The sequence below is a fragment of the Streptomyces deserti genome (assembly GCF_054782695.1).
Genome location: NZ_BAAGRZ010000006.1, coordinates 258,718 through 276,693 on the forward strand (window position 1 = coordinate 258,718; position 17,976 = coordinate 276,693).

At 72.7% G+C, this 17,976-nt stretch carries 15 protein-coding genes and 3 pseudogenes; 8 read left to right on the plus strand and 10 right to left on the minus strand.

Annotated elements, in window-relative coordinates; genetic code table 11:
* Positions 1–177: 177 nt before the first annotated feature.
* Together ACYVMZ_RS14705 and ACYVMZ_RS14710 are read right to left on the minus strand one after the other, a co-directional pair.
* Positions 178–627, minus strand: coding sequence for a spore-associated protein (locus tag ACYVMZ_RS14705; RefSeq protein WP_461079511.1), 450 nt, complete (start codon positions 625–627; stop codon positions 178–180).
* A 73-nt stretch (positions 628–700) separates the two neighbouring features.
* Positions 701–2,137 (minus strand): MFS transporter, encoded by a 1,437-nt coding sequence (locus tag ACYVMZ_RS14710; protein WP_461079513.1) that lies wholly within the window; start codon positions 2,135–2,137, stop codon positions 701–703.
* 111 nt (positions 2,138–2,248) lie between these two features.
* Between ACYVMZ_RS14710 and ACYVMZ_RS14715 the strand changes: the two genes are divergently transcribed.
* Positions 2,249–2,650, plus strand: a complete 402-nt coding sequence (locus ACYVMZ_RS14715; RefSeq protein ID WP_461079515.1) for a winged helix-turn-helix transcriptional regulator — start codon at positions 2,249–2,251, stop codon at positions 2,648–2,650.
* 31 nt (positions 2,651–2,681) lie between these two features.
* Here ACYVMZ_RS14715 and ACYVMZ_RS14720 read toward each other — a convergent pair whose 3' ends face one another.
* From ACYVMZ_RS14720 to ACYVMZ_RS14730, 3 genes are all read right to left on the minus strand, one after another.
* A complete protein-coding gene (locus tag ACYVMZ_RS14720) occupies positions 2,682–3,104 on the minus strand; it encodes an acyl-CoA thioesterase (protein ID WP_461079517.1) in 423 nt (140 codons plus the stop codon).
* Between the two features lie 56 nt (positions 3,105–3,160).
* Positions 3,161–3,793: a hypothetical protein gene (locus tag ACYVMZ_RS14725; RefSeq protein WP_461079519.1), complete on the minus strand. Its 633-nt coding sequence runs from the start codon at positions 3,791–3,793 to the stop codon at positions 3,161–3,163.
* Between the two features lie 92 nt (positions 3,794–3,885).
* Positions 3,886–5,094, minus strand: coding sequence for a pyridoxal phosphate-dependent aminotransferase (locus ACYVMZ_RS14730; protein WP_461079521.1), 1,209 nt, complete (start codon positions 5,092–5,094; stop codon positions 3,886–3,888).
* 69 nt (positions 5,095–5,163) lie between these two features.
* Between ACYVMZ_RS14730 and ACYVMZ_RS14735 the strand changes: the two genes are divergently transcribed.
* On the plus strand, positions 5,164–5,814 hold the full coding sequence (locus ACYVMZ_RS14735) for a winged helix-turn-helix transcriptional regulator (protein ID WP_461079523.1): 651 nt from the start codon (positions 5,164–5,166) through the stop codon (positions 5,812–5,814).
* A gap of 86 nt (positions 5,815–5,900) precedes the next feature.
* Here ACYVMZ_RS14735 and ACYVMZ_RS14740 read toward each other — a convergent pair whose 3' ends face one another.
* Genes ACYVMZ_RS14740 through ACYVMZ_RS14750 form a run of 3 tightly spaced genes read right to left on the minus strand, consistent with a single transcriptional unit; the run spans position 5,901 to position 9,493 of the window.
* Complete coding sequence (locus ACYVMZ_RS14740; RefSeq protein ID WP_461079525.1) at positions 5,901–6,680, minus strand: hypothetical protein; 780 nt, start codon at positions 6,678–6,680, stop codon at positions 5,901–5,903.
* Complete coding sequence (locus ACYVMZ_RS14745; protein WP_461079527.1) at positions 6,680–7,954, minus strand: VWA domain-containing protein; 1,275 nt, start codon at positions 7,952–7,954, stop codon at positions 6,680–6,682. The genes ACYVMZ_RS14740 and ACYVMZ_RS14745 overlap by 1 nt, the downstream gene beginning before the upstream one ends.
* Before the next feature lie 45 nt (positions 7,955–7,999).
* Positions 8,000–9,493, minus strand: a complete 1,494-nt coding sequence (locus tag ACYVMZ_RS14750; RefSeq protein ID WP_461079529.1) for an IucA/IucC family protein — start codon at positions 9,491–9,493, stop codon at positions 8,000–8,002.
* A 94-nt stretch (positions 9,494–9,587) separates the two neighbouring features.
* On the opposite strand from ACYVMZ_RS14750, the gene ACYVMZ_RS14755 reads away from it, so the two are divergent.
* The 6 genes and pseudogenes from ACYVMZ_RS14755 (at position 9,588) to ACYVMZ_RS14780 (ending at position 15,369) form a co-directional block, all read left to right on the plus strand.
* Positions 9,588–11,108, plus strand: coding sequence for an IucA/IucC family protein (locus ACYVMZ_RS14755; RefSeq protein WP_461079531.1), 1,521 nt, complete (start codon positions 9,588–9,590; stop codon positions 11,106–11,108).
* 650 nt (positions 11,109–11,758) lie between these two features.
* Positions 11,759–11,980 (plus strand): annotated as a pseudogene (locus tag ACYVMZ_RS14760) (MFS transporter); the annotation flags it as partial.
* Positions 11,981–12,126: 146 nt separating this feature from the next.
* Positions 12,127–12,186, plus strand: a pseudogene (locus ACYVMZ_RS14765) (hypothetical protein); the annotation flags it as partial.
* 126 nt (positions 12,187–12,312) lie between these two features.
* Positions 12,313–13,897: pseudogene (locus ACYVMZ_RS14770) on the plus strand (ABC transporter ATP-binding protein).
* 270 nt (positions 13,898–14,167) lie between these two features.
* On the plus strand, positions 14,168–15,079 hold the full coding sequence (locus tag ACYVMZ_RS14775) for a HipA family kinase (protein ID WP_461079533.1): 912 nt from the start codon (positions 14,168–14,170) through the stop codon (positions 15,077–15,079).
* Complete coding sequence (locus tag ACYVMZ_RS14780; protein WP_461079535.1) at positions 15,079–15,369, plus strand: Rdx family protein; 291 nt, start codon at positions 15,079–15,081, stop codon at positions 15,367–15,369. The genes ACYVMZ_RS14775 and ACYVMZ_RS14780 overlap by 1 nt, the downstream gene beginning before the upstream one ends.
* A gap of 3 nt (positions 15,370–15,372) precedes the next feature.
* On the opposite strand, the gene aceB is transcribed toward ACYVMZ_RS14780, so the two are convergent.
* Together aceB and ACYVMZ_RS14790 are read right to left on the minus strand one after the other, a co-directional pair.
* A complete protein-coding gene (aceB, locus tag ACYVMZ_RS14785; RefSeq protein WP_461079537.1) occupies positions 15,373–16,998 on the minus strand; it encodes a malate synthase A in 1,626 nt (541 codons plus the stop codon).
* Between the two features lie 214 nt (positions 16,999–17,212).
* Entirely contained in the window at positions 17,213–17,815 is a 603-nt protein-coding gene (locus ACYVMZ_RS14790; RefSeq protein ID WP_461079539.1) for a nucleotidyltransferase family protein, read from the minus strand.
* Positions 17,816–17,976: the final 161 nt, after the last annotated feature.

Below are 17,976 nucleotides of genomic sequence, written 5' to 3' on the forward strand. Positions count from 1 at the left end.
TGGTGCGTGTGGCGGCGCCTCGACAACAGCTCGCGCGCCATCGTGCCTTGGCCACCGCCCGCAGCCGCAGCCCGGCCTGCGTCGCGCGTCAAGCACTCCTCCGGGGGCATCGCGCCGCTCGTTCGCCCCGGCAGAACTCCGTGAGTCCTGCCGGGGCGGGCCGGTCACTGTGGCGGGTCAGCGGGTGAAGGTCACCCGGTGCTCCTTCAGGGCGCCGCAGTTGGAGCCCGTCACCTGCACGTACACGTTGTCGATGTGGCCGCCCCAGTCGACGCAGTGGCCCTTGCCGTAGACGTAGGTCGGTCCGGCGTACGACGTGAACCGCCCGCTGTCCTCGTGGTACTCCCCGGTGTCGGGGACGTGGACCCACGCGGACATGTCCACCGCGGTGCCCGGGTTGTTACGGATGGTCGCCACGCAGTTCTCGCCGTTGGCGGCGTTGTACGTGAGGTAGACGGTGCCGAGCGAGCCGACGGGTGCCGAGTTCACGGTCTTGTAGCCGCTTCCGCAGACCTTCTGCGGCGTGGTGTTGGGCGCGGCGGAGGCGGGTGCCGTCAGGGCGGCCGTGGTCCCCAGCGTCAGAGCCGCTAACGCGGCGGCGGACAGAACAGAACGTGCGTATCGCATATTTCCCCCTGGTGGTCATTGGAGGTGGTAGCTCCTGCCTGATGTGACCCACGAGGTATCCGAATGGTTGTGCTCAGTTCCGCCGATTCCGCAATCCGGCCGCCGCCAGCACCAGCGCCCCCGCGGCGATGACCGTCGCCACCCGGAACGCCAGTTGATAGCCCTCCGCCGTGGCCGCCACCGGATCCGTGCCACCGGCGAGCATCCCGTCGGTGTGACTCGCCGCCAGCACCGACAGCACCGCGAGGCCCAGTGAACCGCCCACCACCTGCGTGGTGTTGAACAGCCCGGAGGCCAGCCCCGCGTCCTCCTCGCGGGCTCCCGACATGGCGAGCCCGGTCAGTGCGGGCATCGCGGCGGCGAAGCCGGTGGCGAGCAGGAGGAGGGGCGGGAGCACGTCCGTGAGGTACGAGCCGTCGACCGGCGCCCGGCTCAGCAGGGCCATGCCCGCGACAATGAGCGCCAGCCCGGCCAGCAGCACCCGGTACGCACCGAACCGGCCGACGGTACGGGCCGACAGGCCCAGCATCAGCACACCGATCGCGATCGGCGCCGGGAGGAACGCCGTGCCGGTGAGCAACTCGCCGTATCCGAGGACGCGTTGGACGTAGAGCGCGCCGATGAACTGGAAGCCGTACATCGTCGCGATCATCAGGATCTGCACGGCGTTCGCGCCGGTCAGCAGCCGGGAGCGGAACAGGCGCAGGCGCAACAGCGGGCGCGCGGCCCGCGCCTGGCGCAGGGTGAACACCACGAACAGGGCGAGGGCCACGGCCGCCAGGAGCAGGGTGGCGGTCAGGTCGCGGTCGCCGGCGCCGACGATGACGTACACCATGAGCATGAGCGCGCCCGTGACCAGTGCCGCCCCGGGATAGTCGGCGCCCTTGCCGAGCCCGGCGCCGCGGTCCGGTTCCAGCACCCGCACGGCCGCGAGCCACGCCACGACCCCGATCGGCAGGTTGATCAGGAAGATCCAGTGCCACCCGACGGCCTGCGTCAACGCCCCGCCGAGGAACGTGCCGAGCGCCCCGCCCCCCGCGCCGACCGCGCTGAACACCGCGATGGCCCGGGCCTGTTCGCGCGGCTCGGGGAACAGGGCGACCAGCATGCCGAGTACGACCGCCGAGGTCATCGCGCCGCCGACGCCCTGCAGAGCACGCGCCGCGATCAGCACGCCCTGGCTCGTCGCCACCCCGCACAGCACGGACGCCGCGGTGAACACGGCGAGGCCCGCGGTGAACATCCGCTTGCGGCCCACCAGGTCGCCGAGTCGGCCGGCCAGCAGGAGCAGTCCGCCGAAGGGGATGAGGTACGCGTTGACGACCCAGGCCAGCCCCGGCCCCGAGAACCCGAGGTCGCTCTGGATGGCGGGCATGGCGACCGTGACGATGTTGCCGTCCAGGATCGTCATCAGCGTCCCCGCGCACAGGACGACGAGCGCCGCCCAGCGGGAGTACGTTCGTCGCGGGGATGCCTGTGCCGGTGACTCGGTATCGGTCAAGGTCGACATGGGGGTGCTGCCTCCGCATTCTCCGTGGGTTCCACCGCATGCACTAGGTGCACGGCTTGTAACGGGGTACATCGTGGGAGACCATGGAGGCCGGTGGAAGGAGGCAGTTCGATGTCCCAGAGGAACACCGGTGTTACCCCGCAGGTCGTGAACGCGTACGCCTGCCCGGTCCGCGAAGTTCTTGACAGGGTCGCCGGGAAGTGGAGCGTGCAGATCCTTGTCGCGGCCGCGCACGGCCCGATCCGTTTCACCGAACTGGAGCGCGGTATCGAGGGCATCAGCCGCCGCATGCTGACCCTCACCCTGCGCAACCTGGAGCGCGACGGGCTCGTGACGCGCACCGTTCATCCGACGGTGCCGCCGAAGGTCGAGTACGAACTCACGCCGGTCGCCCGCGAGTTGCACGAGACCCTGCAGCGGCTGACGGACTGGGCCGAGCGCAACCGCGTCTACATCGCCGAGTCGCGCGCGGCCTATGACGCGGAGCGCGACCCGGAGTTGGCCGACGTGTAGGTTCTGCGGGTTCTGCGGGTCCCGCGGATCCTCAGAGGCCGAACAGGGCCGGATCCGCCGCCAGTTCCTTGAAGTACTCCTGGGGGCGGGCGACCAGCTTGCGTGCCTTGAGGTCCATCAGCCCGCCGACCGCCGTGATCACGGCGGCGACCGTGCCGTCCGTCCTGCGGATCGTCTGGTGGATGCGGAACGTCTTGCCCTCGCCCCACTCGAAGCCGCACGTCACCTCGACCTCGTCGCCCGCCAGCAGTTCCCGCCGGTAGCTGATGGTCGTCTCCAGGGCCACGGGGCCCACGCCCCTGGCGATGAGGCCGGTCTGGCTGATCCCCGCTGCCTGGAGCAGCGACCAGCGGGCGTGTTCCGCGTAGTTCAGGTACACCGCCTGGTTGAGGTGTCCCTGGACGTCCGTCTCGTACCCACGGACGGTCACCGGAACGGCAAACGGTTCGCTCACGGAGTCCTCTTCTCGTGCCATGGTTGCCGGGTTCAACCGATCCTGGCATGTGGCCGCTACACCCGTCTCGGAGACGCGAGCAGAAATCGAACCCTCGTCCGGGGCTCCGTGTACTCGCCGACCTGCCACCCGGCCCGCTCCAGCGTGGCCGCGCAGGCCCGCAGCGCCGCGCCGTCCGCCTCGTACACCGCGACGGCCTCCGGCTGCGGAGTCGTCCGCACCCGGTAGCCGCCTTCGCCGTCCCTCCCGGCGGGGCTGTGCCCGGCCGCCTCCAGGGCGAGCGCGGCGGCCTGCACCAGATGCGCCCGCTCCCAGCCGCACGGCCGGTCCGTGGCCCCGTCCGTATGCGTCATGCGGCGCAGCTCCAGCAGCCCCTGCCAGGCGCTGTGCACCTCACGGCGCCGAGCCGGTCCCGCCTCCGGTGTCGCGTCCTCGCCGCCGACGCGGGCGGCGAACACGCCTGCCGTCCCGGGAGCCTCCGCGGTGGGCTGGGGGGTCCGCGTCACGCCCTGCCGCACCCGATGGCCCTCCGGGGTCAGGAAGTGGTCGTGCGGCGGCCGCGGATGCCGGAAGGCCAGCCCCCGCTTCACCAGCGGCGCGAGCTGCGTCTCCGTCCCCTTCAGGCGCCCGGTGACGGGGTCGGCGGCGTCGATGACACGCCGCTGCGCGGCGGTGGGCGGTCGGGTCACGGCGTGCTCCTTTCCGGGTCCCGGGCCCCCGGGGTTCACCAGCGGACCGGGCGGCCCACTGCAACGCTACGACCCGCCACTGACAACCCGTCCTACTGCCGGTATCCGCTCAGGAACCGCCCGATCCGCCCGATCGCCGCCTCCAGATCCTCCGCGTAGGGCAGCGTGAGGATCCGGAAGTGATCGGGGGTCGGCCAGTTGAAGCCGGTCCCCTGGACCACCTGGATCTTCTCCCTGAGCAGCAGGTCCAGGACGAACTTCTCGTCGTCGTGGATCTTGTGCACCTTGGGATCGAGACGCGGGAACGCGTACAGCGCGCCCTTGGGCTTCACGCACGTCACACCCGGGATCTCGTTGAGCTTCTCCCAGGCCACGTCGCGCTGCTCGCGCAGCCGGCCGCCCGGCGCGGTGAGTTCCCGGATGGACTGGCGGCCGCCGAGCGCGGCCTGGATGGCGTACTGGGCGGGCGCATTGGCGCACAGCCGCATGGAGGCCAGCATGGTCAGGCCCTCCAGGTAGTCCTTCGCGTGCTGCTTGGGGCCCGTGATCACCAGCCAGCCGGAGCGGAAGCCCGCGACCCGGTACGTCTTCGACAGGCCGCAGAAGGTCAGGACCACCAGGTCGGGGGCGAGCGCCGCGGCCGAGTGGTGCACGGCGTCGTCGTACAGGATCTGGTCGTAGATCTCGTCGGCGAAGACCATCAGGCCGTGGCGGCGGGCGAGGTCGAGGATGCCCTCGACGATCTCCTTGGGGTAGACCGCGCCGGTGGGGTTGTTCGGGTTGATGATGACCACGGCCTTCGTACGGTCCGTGATCTTCGACGCCATGTCGTCCAGGTCCGGGTACCAGTCGGCCTGCTCGTCGCACAGGTAGTGCACCGCCTTGCCGCCCGCGAGGGTCGTCACCGCCGTCCACAGCGGGAAGTCCGGGGCCGGGATGAGGATTTCGTCGCCGTCCTCCACCAGCGCTTGTACGGCCATCGAGACCAGCTCGGAGACGCCGTTGCCGAGGAACACGTCGTCGACGCCGACCTCCAGGCCCAGCATCTCGTAGCGCTGGGCGACGGTCCGGCGGGCGGAGAGGATGCCCCGTGAGTCGGTGTACCCGTGCGCCTGCGGCAGCATCCGGATCATGTCCTGGAGGATCTCCTCCGGGGCCTCGAAACCGAACAGCGCGGGATTGCCGGTGTTCAGGCGCAGCACGCTGTGGCCCGCCTCCTCCAGCGCGTTGGCGTGCTCTATCACCGGGCCGCGGATCTCGTAACAGACTTCGCTGAGCTTGCTCGACTGCCGGAACTCCATGCGCCGCCACCTCTTCGGTATCTGGTGTTGCTTGGTTTTACCAAGTAGCAGCTTGGAAAGTCCAACGACATGTCTAGACTGCGTCACATGTCACACCGCGCTCGCCGAAGCTATGACCAGTACTGCTCCGTCGCCCGCGCCCTCGACTCCGTCGGGGACCGCTGGACCCTGCTGATCGTCCGGGAGTTGCTGGCCGGCCCCCGCCGCTACACGGACCTGCACGCGGACCTGCCGGGCGTCAGCACGGACGTACTGGCCTCGCGGCTGAAGGACATGGAGCGGGACGGCCTGGCGACCCGGCGCCGGCTGCCGCCGCCCGGCGCGGCCTACGTCTACGAACTCACCCCGCGAGGCCGGGAGTTGCTGCCGGTGCTCCAGGCGCTGGGGGAGTGGGGGCGGGCGGAACTGGGCGAGCGCCGGCCCACGGACGCGGTCCGCGCGCACTGGTTCGCGCTGCCTCTGCTGCGGGGGCTGGAGGGGCAGGGCCTCGTCGAAGTGCGGCTCGAGGAAGGGCAGTTCCACGTGTACGTCGGCGCGGAGGACGGGCCCGTGTACGGCGACGGACCCGCCCCCGGGGAGCCCGACGCCCGGCTGGTGCTGGACACCGGCACCTGTACGGCGATCAGCCGGGGAGAGGTGAGCGTGGCCGAGGCCGTGCTGGCCGGGCGTGTCGAGGTCAGCGGCGACGGCACCCTCGCCAAGGCGCTCCGGGAGGGATGAACAGGCCCGTGCTCTCGCCGGGCCCGAACAGCGAAAGGGCCCGCTGAACAGCGAGAGCGCTGATCAGCGAGCCCTCCGCGCGTGGGTCAGGCTCTCGGTGGCCGCCCCGAGCCGCGCGTCAGCGCGTACCCGGCGACCCCCGCCAGGGCGGCCAGCGCGCCACCCACCGCGGTCCACACCCACCGGTCGGACCACCAGCCGGACGCCCAGCCGTCCTCGGGCTCGATGCTCGACAGAACGGCAGACCTCTCGGAGTCCGTCTCCTGGGACGTCACCGCGACGCCCGGCACGAGCGGCTCGCCCAGCGAGCCGTCCACCGCCGCCGCCCCGCCGATGTCCTCGGCGTCCACCCGCACGTCGGCGCCAATCGGCAGGCCCAGGTCGGAGGCCGGGAGGTCCACGACCGTCAGCCGGACGTAGTACGTGCCCGGCAGCGGGTCGTTCGCCCACGGCTCCGACCAGGCGCGCACGGTGCGCAGCACGCAGGCCAGCTCCACGGAGGCCACGTCCGCCGCCGCGGCGCGTGTCTGCGCCCCGTACTGGCAGGCCTGGCGGCGGCGCAGCCCGTCGTACACGTCGAGCTGCCAGGTCTGGGCGGCGTGCGTCTCCGGCAGCTTCACCGTGGCCCGGACCGTGGGGCGCTGTCCGGCGTCCGCGGGGAACGACCAGTACAGGTAGGCGCCCGCGGAGCCGCTCGCCGTGGCCCGCCGGCCCTGTTCGATCTCCGTCGCCGTACGGAAGGACGTACCCGCCCGGGTCGGCGCCGCGTCGTCGTCGGCCGGACTCGGGGAGGAGTCGGCGGCCACGGGACCCGCGCCGAGCCCGAGCGCCAGCAGTGCGGCGCTCAACACACGTACGATCCGCATCAGTTGGTCCTCCAGACCGCGACCCGCCAGCGTGACAGCCAGCCCCAGAGGAGACCGGCGAGGAAGCCGGTGAGGATCAGCGCGCCGAGCAGCCACCAGCCGCGCCCGAGGCCGAAGGAGGCCACGTCGGCCGCCCTGTCCGGGCCGTCCACGACGTCGACGGTCAGCTCCAGCGGCAGACCGGGCGTGGTCTTCACGCCGGAGGCCGGGGAGAAGGAGTTGGTGACCGCCAGGCACACGGTCTCGGCCGCCGGCTTGTCGCTGTCGGTGTCCTCCCGCTCGGGCTTGGGATACCTGAGCCCGGTGGAGATGACGTCCGTCCGGCCGGAGCCGGCCCCCTCACCGCGCACGATCTCCCGGCCGTGCACGGTCACGGCCCGCAGCAGCACCCCGTGGTCCGGGTTCACCGCCCGGTCGGCCGCCACGCTCACCGAGGCGCGCAGCTCCTGGCCCGGCAGCACGTCCACGCGGTACCAGCGCTGCTGCCCGAACTCCTCCCGGTCCGTGTACAGACCGGACGTCACCTCCGGTGCCCGCGCGCACTCGGCGGCGCCCTCCACGGCCACCGGCGTCACCACCGGATCGGCGGCGCGGTCCACCAACTCGTTGACACGGTCGGTGAGTTCGTCCTGGTGCTCGACCGAGGCGTAGGTGCCGCCGGTGGCCTCGGCGATGCAGCTCAGCTGCCGGCTCAGTTTCGCGTTCGGCACCAGGCCCAGGGTGTCGATGGTCAGGCCGATGCCCTTGGCCGCGATCTCGCGGGCGACCTCGCACGGGTCGAGCGGGGCACAGGTGTCCTCGCCGTCGCTGATCAGCACGATGCGCTTGGAGCCGTTGCCGCCTTCCAGGTCGTCGGCGGCCTTCAGCAGGGCGGGGCCGATCGGTGTCCAGCCCGTCGGGGTGAGCGTGGCCACCGCCGTCTTGGCCTCGGTGCGGTTCAGCGGGCCGACCGGGTAGAGCTGCGCGGTGTCCTTGCAGCCTTCCTTCCGGTCGTCCCCGGCGTAATTCGCGCCGAGGGTGCGGATGCCGAGCTCGACCTCCTCGGGCGTCGCGTCGAGCACCTCGTTGAACGCCTGCTTCGCCGCGGCCATCCGCGACCGGCCGTCGATGTCGCGCGCCCGCATCGAGCCGCTCACATCCAGGACGAGGTCGACCTTGGGGGCGTCCTGGCCCGTGGGTTCACCGGCGGCCGCCCCGGCCGGGAGGACGAGCCCGGCCGTCAACGCGGCGAGCAGGGCACCGGCCCCTGCCGCCAGCCGTTTTCTTGTGATCATCGACGGATCCTAATGATCACCGGTGCCGTGCTTCAAAACGGGCCGTCACAGGAGGGGGTTGGGGAGCTCGGCCCACAGATCACCTGCCCTCCGCGGCGACAGCCGCATGAGCGTCAACGCCTTCGCGGGGAGCGGATCGGCGAGGAGTGCCGCCAGGTCCGCGCCGCGCGGCAGCTCTCGTACGGCCGTCTCCAGGGCCGTGCGCAGCGCCGCCCCGGACCCGGCCGTCCCGGCCAGCGCGCCCGCCACCAGGGAGCCGAACAGTTTGCGGCGCAGGGCGCGTTCGTCGTCCGTGACCATGCGGGCGGGCAGGTCGGGGGCGGGGATGCCGTGCCGGGCGAGGCGGGCGGGGCTGACGCGGATGTCGGCCAGGTCGCGGTAGACCAGCCGCAGCGGGTCTCCCGTCGGCGACAGCACCACCAGGAGGTTCTGGCCGTGTGCCTCCAGGGCCACGCCCATCTCAAGCAGGCGCAGCCCGACCGTGAGCGCGAGGCGGGCGAAACCGGCCAGCCAGGCGGGGGAGCGCGGCAGGCCGGTCGTCGCCAGGGCCGCCACCGGTACCACCCGCTCCCCGTCCGCCGCGTACACCTGCGGCGACTCGCGCAGGACGGCCGCGAGGTCCGGGGAGCCGGCCGCGGCCGCGCCCAGGGTGCGGGTGACGTGCAGCAGGCCGTCCGTGCGGGCTGCCAGGGCCTCCGCGAAGTCCGACAGCACCGCGGACGCGGCGATCGACGGGAGCGAGATGTCCCGCACCGAGGACGTCAGGCGGGCGCTCAGCGCGGTCTTGACGTGCGGCCCGCCGGGCAGCGCGAGCGTCCGCAGGGACATCAGCGGATGCGCGGCGACCCGCTCCTCGCACACCCGCTTCAGCACGTGCGCCGCCTGCCAGGGATGCACCGGGATCACCACCCGCCCACCGTCCCGCAGCTCGTCCGGCCACCCGCCCGTCACCAGGCACTCCCGGGCCGGAACCGGCACCAGGCCCAGCTCCACCACCGGCCGGTGCTCGGGCCCGTACGCGAGCTGCTCGGCCACCGAGAAACCGGGCCGGGACCGGCAGGTCGGGTGGAACGGATGCCCGTCCACCACCCTCTGCTCCCACTCCCAGTCGGTCACCGGCCACTCCGCCGAGGGAGCCCCCTGTGCCGCCCGCGACAGCGCCAGCGACGCCACACTGTGCCCGAGCTCGGCGGCGAAGCTCGCGGAGTGCGGTACGGCGAGGTCCGTCATCAGCCGGGCCGGATCGTCGTAGGGCGCCTCGTCGAGCCGCACGACCGTGACGTACGCGCCCGTCGCGTACGGATCCGGGTGCGGGCCGTGCAGCCGCCGGCCGTCCGACAGTCGCAGGACCGGCCCGTCCCGGCCCGGCTCGCGGCCGGCCAGCCAGGGCAGCGGCTCGTGCGTCAGCCCACGCCACAGCCGGGACAGCACGGCCGCACGGGCACCGGGCAGCGCGGCCGCGTACCGCGACACCAGGTCGGGGCGCAGCGCGGCCAGCTCGTCGGCGACCTCGGCCTCGGCGGTGGGGGGACGGTGCACGGGCGGGCTCCTCGGGTACGAATAGGGCGTCACGGGGGAGGGACGACGACCGACATACTGATCATCCCCGCCCGGACGGAACCGTAGGGAACAAGTGGAACGCGTGGATCTCATGCCTCTGCCCGCCGACGACGACGCCGCGGTGCGTGACGACGTCGCCGAGCGCGCCGACGCGTACGCGGCCGCGCCGCTGCTGAACTGCCTGCTGCGGGAGGTGGCGGAGCCGGTCCGGGGCAGGGGCGGACGCCGGGTGTACCGGCTGCCCGGCGGGGACCGCCTGCTGCGCGTGCGCGGCACCCGGCGGCCCGCCGAGCCCGAGCTGTATGCCGCGGGCGGCTGGCACCGCATCGGCCACACGGAGCTGGTGAAGCTGGTCGCCGAGGAGCTGCGCCGGCACACCGGTCTGTCCAACCACGAACTGCCCGCCGAGATGATCGACAGCCGGGACGCCGTGGCCGCCCTGCTGACCGCCCGCGCCCGGGCCACCCCGCCGGAGGATCCCTACCTGCGCTCGGAGCAGTCGCTCCTCACCGGCCACACCCACCATCCCGCTCCCAAGGCGCGCGGTGGTGGCCCGGCCGCCGGCTGGCTGCCGTACGCGCCCGAGGCGTACGCCCGTTTCCCGCTGGCGCTGCTCGGGCTGCGCGAGGACACCGTCGTCGAGGAGGGCGACACCTCGGCCCTCGACACCCTCGGCACCGCCCCGCCCGGGTACCGCCTGCTCCCCGCCCACCCCTGGCAGCTCGACCTGGCCGGCCGGGGCCTCACGGAGGCGTTCGCGGACGGCAGGCTCGTCCGGCTGGGCACGACCGCGTTCGACACCTGGCCCACGGCCGCGATCCGCACCCTGTACGCGCCCGAACGCGACCTGTTCCTGAAGTTCAGCCTGGACGTCCGCATCACCAACGACATCCGCCGCCTGTGGCGCCACGACCTGCTCAAGCTGCGCCGCACGGACGCGGCGGTGACGCGGGCCTTCGAGACCGGCCCGGGGGCCTGGCTGAGCGACCGCGGCTACCGCACCGCGGACTTCGCCTTCGAGGAACTGGCCGTTCTCGTCCGCGACGGCTTCGACGGCCACCTCCTGCCCGGTACGACCCCGCTGCTCGCCGCGGGCCTGGTGGAGGGCTTCGACGGCAGCCCGCTCGACGGCACACGCGACCCGGCGGCCTGGTGGGAGGCGTACCTGGGCCAGGTGATCCCCCCGGCCCTGACCGCCTTCGCCGACCACGGCGTCGTCCTGGAGGCCCACCTGCAGAACACCCTCGTCGCCGTCGACTCGGGCGGCACACCCGTCCAGGCGCTGTTCCGGGACGCCGAAGGCGTGAAACTGCTGCCGGACGTCTCGCGCGCCGCCGGCTGGGAGCGGCTGGTGTACTGCCTGGTCGTCAACCACCTCACCGAGCTCGCCGCCGCCCTCGCCGAACGCCACCCCGGCCTGAACCCCTGGCCCGCCGTACGCCGCGCACTGGCCGGCCACGACCTCCCCGAGGCCGCCGCCCTGCTCACCTCACCCACCCTCCCCGGCAAGACCAACCTCCTGCTGCGCTGGACCGGCGCGGACGGCGCCGACGCCCGCTACCTGCCGCTGCCCAACCCGCTGCTCGGCACATGACCCCGCCTACCGGCCCGCAGCCGACCGGGCTGCTCCGGCCGATGCCGCGGGGGCCGGAGCCGATGACGTCGTACGAACGTCGCACACGCCCGGGGAGTCCGGCGCGCTCGGTGACCGCGTAGGGGAGGCCGGAGCCGCCCGGGCCGCCCCGGGTCGAGCAGCAGGATGCCGCGCCGCTCGGCGGGGTGCCCGAGGCGCGCCCGTGAGACCGCGAACTCGATGCGCGGTCCCCGTGGGCGGTGCCAGTCGAGCGGGACGCCGAGCCGCCCGCACTCCACACGGTGGCGGCGGCCGCAAGGGCGCACAGCGTCGCGGTGGGGCGTACGGGAGCGGAGAAGGGTCTCCTCTGTCCGGAGTAGTGCGACGAGGGGATGACAATGAAAATGATAATCGATAACGTGCTCGCGTCTCAACCCGGCGTCCTCTCCGCGGAGGGCGTTCACCGCTACGACGGACGGTGTCCCGGAGGCCGACGATGACCACGACCGCCGTCCGCCCCACCGCCCGCCGGGAGCTTCTCTCCCTGCTGGGCCGCACCCCGCTGGTGCGCATCACCGCCGACCTGCCCGGGCCGCAGCCCGGCTTCTGGGCCAAGCTCGAAGGGCTCGCGGCGGGCGGCATGAAGGCACGGGCCGCCGTGTCGATGCTGCTCGGGTGTCGCCGCCGCCGTCGGCAACACCGTCGTCGGCTGGGCCATGGACACCGGCGAGCGCGGCGGCGACGCGTGGCTGCCCTGGGTGTGCTGCGCGCTGTTCGGCCTGGCATCGGCGGCCGGGGCGGCCTGGCTGCACCGGCTCGGGGCACTGCCCGCGAGCCCGGCCCCGGCCACCCCCGCTCCGGCCGGAGAGAGGAGCAAGGCGCGACGAGCCTGAGCGAGGAGCAGCGGACGACGAGCGGAAACCTGCTCACCGACAACCCCCGGCTGTACGAGATCCGTTTCCCCGACCCCGGCCGGCTGGCCGCACGCTGGACGGAGGACTGCCTGCGGCGACACGGCGCGGGCCCGCGCGTGCTGGACATGGGCTGCGGCACCGGCCGCGACGCCGCGTACCTGCACGGCGTCGGCCGGATCGTCACCGGCGCCGACCTCTCCGAGGCGATGCTCGCCCACGCGCGCACCCACCAACCCGGCCCGGAGAAAGCCCCGCCGGGACCGGGGAGAGAAGGAACGACGGCCGTGAACGACCAGAACACCCCACCCGTCCTGCCCGGACCCGACACGACCGGCCCGGCCGGCACCGAGACGGCGGCTCCCGTCGCGGAGATCCGCGACCTGCGCGTCGAGATCGACGGCCGGGCGATCGTCGACGGAGTGAATCTGCGGGCCCTGCCCGGCCAGGTGACGGCCCTGGTCGGCGCGTCCGGCAGCGGAAAGACCACCACCGGCCTCGCCCTGCTCGGCGAGTACCCGCCCGGCGCCCGCGTCACCGGCGAGGTACGCCTGGCGGCGGGCGGCCAGGCCGGCTATGTGCCGCAGCATCCGGCGGCCGTCCTCAACCCCGCCCGCCGCATCTCCGCACTGCTGACCGACATCGCCCGCGCCCAAGTACGCGACCTGCCCCGCAGCCAGCGGCGCACGGCCGCCCGCGAGCGCGTCCTGCGAGCCCTGTCCGAAGCGCAACTACCGGGCGGCGAAGCCCTGTTGCGGCGCTATCCCCACCAGCTCTCCGGCGGTCAGCAGCAGCGCGTCGTACTCGCCCAGGCCCTGCTGCTCGGCGCCCGTGTCATCGTCGCCGACGAACCCACCACCGGTCAGGACGCGCTGACCAAGAGCCGCATCGTCGACCAGCTGGCGGCGGTCGCGGCCCGTGGCATCGCCGTCGTCCTGCTCAGCCACGACCTGGACGTCGTCCGGGCCCTCGCCGACGACGTCCTCGTCATGCGCGCCGGCCAGGTCGTCGAGTCGGGCCCGGCCGAACGGCTGTGGCTCGCGCCCCGGCACGAATGGACCCGCCGACTCCTCGACGCCCAGGTCCCGTCCACGCACAACGAGCCTCCCGCCGGCACAGGGCAGCCCGCCCTGCTCGTACGGGACCTCACCGCCCGCCACCGCGACCCGCGGCTCCACAGTGGTGTTGCGCGCCCCGGAACTCGCGCTGCACCCGGGTACATCCCTGGCCGTCGTCGGCCGCTCGGGCAGCGGCAAGACCACCCTCGCCCGCTGCCTGGCCGGCCTCCACCGCGACCACGACGGCGAGATCCTCCTCGACGGCGCCCCGCTGCCGCGCAGCGTACGCCGCCGCACCCGCACCCAGCTGGCGGCCGTGCAGTACGTCTTCCAGGACGCCCGGGCCGCCTTCGACGAGTACCGCCCCGTCCTCGACCAGGTGGCCCGTACGGCGGTACGCCTGCGCGACACCGGCAACGCCACCGCCCGCGAGGAGTCCCTGGCCACACCGAACCGCCTCGGCCTCGCACCGGAACTGGCACACCGGCTCCCCGCCCAGCTCTCCGGCGGCGAACTCCAACGCGCGGCCCTCGCCCGCGCCCTGCTCGCCCGCCCCCGGGTCCTGATCTGCGACGAGATCACCTCCGGCCTCGACACGGTCACCCGCCGCGGCATCCTCGACGTCCTCGCCGGCCTCCTCCACGACCGCGACGACCTGTCCCTCGTCCTCATCACCCACGACCTGGACACGGCGCGCCTGGCCCACCGCATCGCGGTGCTGGAGGCGGGCGAGCTGGTCGAGCAGGGCCCGGCCCACCGGATCCTGACCGAGCCACGCCATCCGTTCACCGTCTCGCTCATGGACACGACGGCACGCCTGGAGGCAGGGACAGGACCGTGACGGCGGAGTCCGAAGACCGGCGACCAGCCGCCTGAGCCGGACCATGCCTCGATCATGCTGGAGGCGGGAGAGTCCGCAGTGACCATGGCGCGGTGGCTCGGGCACTCCTCGCCGACGGTCACCGTTGGTTACTATGCTCACTTCGTGCCGGAGACCGGCAGCAAGGGACGCGGCGCCCTTTGACGGACTGCTCGGAGGACCATTGCCGCTGCTGGCGGCTCTGCGGTTGGGTGTGGATGGCAAGGCTGAAGAGGCGGGTGGCCTGAGAAGATGCTGAGAGAGGTCTCCGCGACCCGTTACATCGCACCCCTACGGTCCGGTGGCTCCGTCCCCGGAGTCGTCGAGGCCGACGACCTGGGCACGTACGTCGTGAAGTTCACCGGCTCCGCGCAGGGCCGCAAGGCGCTGGTCGCCGAGGTCATCGTGGGCGAACTGGCCCGCGCCCTCGGGCTGCGGTTCCCCGAGCTGGTCCTCGTCCACTTCGACCCGGCGATCGCCGGGCACGAGGCCCACCGGGAGGTCCGGGACCTGCACACGTCCAGCGCCGGGGTCAACCTCGGCATGGACTACCTGCCGGGCGCGCGGGACTTCACCCCGGAGACCGCGAAGACCTTCCGCGTCGACCCGCTGGAAGCGGGGAAGGTCGTCTGGCTCGACGCCCTCACCGCGAACGTCGACCGTACGGTGCACAGCTCGAACCTGATGGTCTGGCCCACGCTCGGCGTCGCACCGCCGCGCCTGTGGCTGATCGACCACGGCGCCGCCCTCGTCTTCCACCACCGCTGGGACGCGTCCGCCCCCGACAAGGCGTACGACTTCCGGCACCACGCCCTCGGCCACTACGGCCCCGACGTCCGGGCCGCCGACGCGGAGCTGGCCTCCCGGGTGACGGAGAAGCTGCTGCGCGAGATCGTGGCGGAGGTCCCCGACGCCTGGCTCGCGGACGAGCCGGGCTTCGCGACACCGGCTGACGTCCGGGACGCCTACGTCGGCTACCTCCACGCGCGCGTGCAAGCCTCCGCGGCCTGGATCCCCACCGACTTCCCCTCCCGGGAGGAAATCGCCGCCGAGGAGGCCCGGCGGGCGGCGAGGACACAGCAAGGCCGGCCGGCCTGGCTCAAGCGGGTCCCCGACCTGCACGGCGAACCGGCCGCGGAACAGGATGGGGCGGTACACCTGTGATGACCACCGCTACGACCACGGAAGCGCACCGCGTCCAGATCGAGTACTGCACCCAGTGCCGCTGGCTGCCCCGTGCCGCCTGGCTGGCGCAGGAACTGCTCACGACCTTCGAGACCGAGCTGACGGAGCTGTCCCTGAAGCCGGGCACAGGCGGTGTCTTCGTCGTCCGCGTGAACGACGAGGTCGTCTGGGACCGCCGCGACCAGGGCTTCCCCGAACCGACGGCGGTGAAGAAGGCCGTACGCGACCGAGTGGCCCCGGGGAAGTCCCTGGGCCACTCGGAGCGGTAGCGCTCAGCCCTTGAGCTGCTCGTACGCCGGCAGCGTCAGGAAGTCCGCGTAGTCCTCGTCCAGGGCGACCTTCAGCAGCAGGTCGTGGGCCTGCTGCCAGTTGCCGGCCGCGAAGGCCTCGGCGCCGATCTCGGCGCGGATGTTCTCCAGTTCCTCGGCGGCGACCTTGCGGGCCAGGTCGGCGGTGACCTGCTCGCCGTTGTCGAGGACGACGCCCGCGTTGATCCACTGCCAGATCTGCGAGCGGGAGATCTCGGCGGTGGCGGCGTCCTCCATGAGGTTGAAGATGGCGACGGCGCCGAGGCCCCGCAGCCAGGCCTCGATGTAGCGGATGCCGACCTGGACGGCGTTGACCAGGCCCGCGTACGTGGGCTTCGCGTCGAGGGAGTCGATGGCGATCAGGTCGGCCGCCTTGACGTCGACGTCCTCGCGCAGGCGGTCCTTCTGGTTCGGCTTGTCGCCGAGGACCCGGTCGAAGGACTCCATGGCGATCGGCACCAGGTCGGGGTGGGCGACCCAGGAGCCGTCGAAGCCGTCGTTCGCCTCGCGGTCCTTGTCGGCGCGGACCTTCTCGAAGGCGACCTTGTTGACCTCGGGGTCCTTGCGGGAGGGGATGAAGGCCGCCATGCCGCCGATGGCGTGTGCGCCCCGCTTGTGGCAGGTGCGGACGAGCAGTTCGGTGTACGCGCGCATGAACGGGGCCGTCATCGTGACCGCGTTGCGGTCCGGGAGGACGAACTTCGGCCCGCCGTCGCGGAAGTTCTTGACGATGGAGAAGAGGTAGTCCCAGCGGCCGGCGTTCAAACCGGAGGCGTGGTCGCGCAGTTCGTAGAGGATCTCCTCCATCTCGTACGCGGCGGTGATCGTCTCGATCAGGACGGTCGCGCGGATGGTGCCCTGCGGGACGCCGAGGCAGTCCTGCGCGAAGACGAACACGTCGTTCCAGAGGCGGGCCTCCAGGTGCGACTCCGTCTTGGGCAGGTAGAAGTACGGGCCCTTGCCGAGGTCCAGCAGGCGCTGGGCGTTGTGGAAGAAGTACAGGCCGAAGTCGACGAGGGCGCCGGGGACCTGGGCGCCGGTCTCGTCGACGAGGTGGCGCTCGTCCAGGTGCCAGCCGCGCGGGCGCATGACGACCGTGGCGAGTTCCTCGTTCGGCTTCAGGGTGTACGACTTGCCGGACTTCGGGTCCGTGAAGTCGATGTTCCTCGTGTAGGCGTCGATGAGGTTGAGCTGGCCGAGGACCACGTTCTCCCAGGTGGGCGCCGAGGCGTCCTCGAAGTCCGCGAGCCAGACCCGGGCGCCCGAGTTGAGGGCGTTGATGGTCATCTTGCGGTCGGTGGGGCCGGTGATCTCGACCCGGCGGTCCTCCAGGGCCGGCGGGGCGGGAGCCACCTTCCAGGAGTCGTCCGCGCGGATCGCGGCCGTCTCGGGGAGGAAGTCGAGGGTGGAGGTGCGGGCGATCTCGGCGCGGCGCTCCGCGCGCCGGGCGAGGAGTTCGTCACGCCGGGGCGTGAACCGCCGGTGCAGCTCGGCCACGAAGGCGAGCGCCGCGTCGGTGAGGACCTCCTCCTGCCGGGGCAGGGGCTCGGCGTCGACGATGGCCAGCGGGGACGGCGCTGGTGCGGACATCAGCTGTCACTTCCTTCAGCGAGCTACGGAACGAGCCGTCTCCTCATGGCTTTGGCACCGGGTGCCAGTCGTCCGGATACGGCTGGGGACACCCTGGGGAGCGGCCGGGCGCTTCTGAACAGTGGATACTAGTTTCCTCATAGTGGAAGTTCAATGGTTTGTTGATGTCGAGATTCTCCGGGTCGAGGCAAGGTGGCGCTCGGTGCCATGCCGCTCACTCCAGGTGGGCGAGGTCGGCCTCGGTGTCGATGTCGTACGGCTGCGCCACATCCCCGCACTCCACGAGCGTGACCGCCTCCTCGTGCTCCTTCAGATAGGCGCGTGCCCCCCGGTCCCCGGTCGCAGTCGCGCCGATACCGGCCCAGTGCGCGGCGCCGAAGAGCACGGGGTGGCCGCGTACGCCGTCATAGGCGGCCGAGGCCAGGGAGTCCTCGGACCTGTACGCCTGGAGCACGCGGGCCACCGCCGCGGGGCCGATGCCCGGCTGGTCGACGAGGCAGACCAGCGCGGCGCGGGCGCCCGTGCCGGCGAGCGAGTCCAGCCCGGCCCGCAGCGACGATCCCATGCCGTCGGCCCAGTCGGGGTTGTCCACCAGCACGCATCCGCCCAGCTCCGCCCGTGCGCGCACCTCGTCGGCCCGGGCGCCCAGCACCACGTGCACCCGTGCGCAACCGCCCTCCCGCAGGACCCGCACCGCGTGCTCCACGAGCGGCCGCCCCCGGTGCTCCAGCAGCGCCTTGGGCCGTCCGCCGAGCCGCCGTCCGCCTCCGGCGGCGAGCAGCAGCCCGGCCACGGCGTTCGTCTCCCGTGTCGTCATGGGTCTTGCATACCGCACGCCCCGGGCAGGGGCGGGGTGGCGCGGGCGCTCGGCTGCCCTGGGCTGCGATGTCACGCAGCGGAGCAACTCGATGACGCAATGGACTGGCGCCGGGCGGCCCGGGTGGCGTTAACTGTCGCCCGCACCGACCGGCCGGGCGC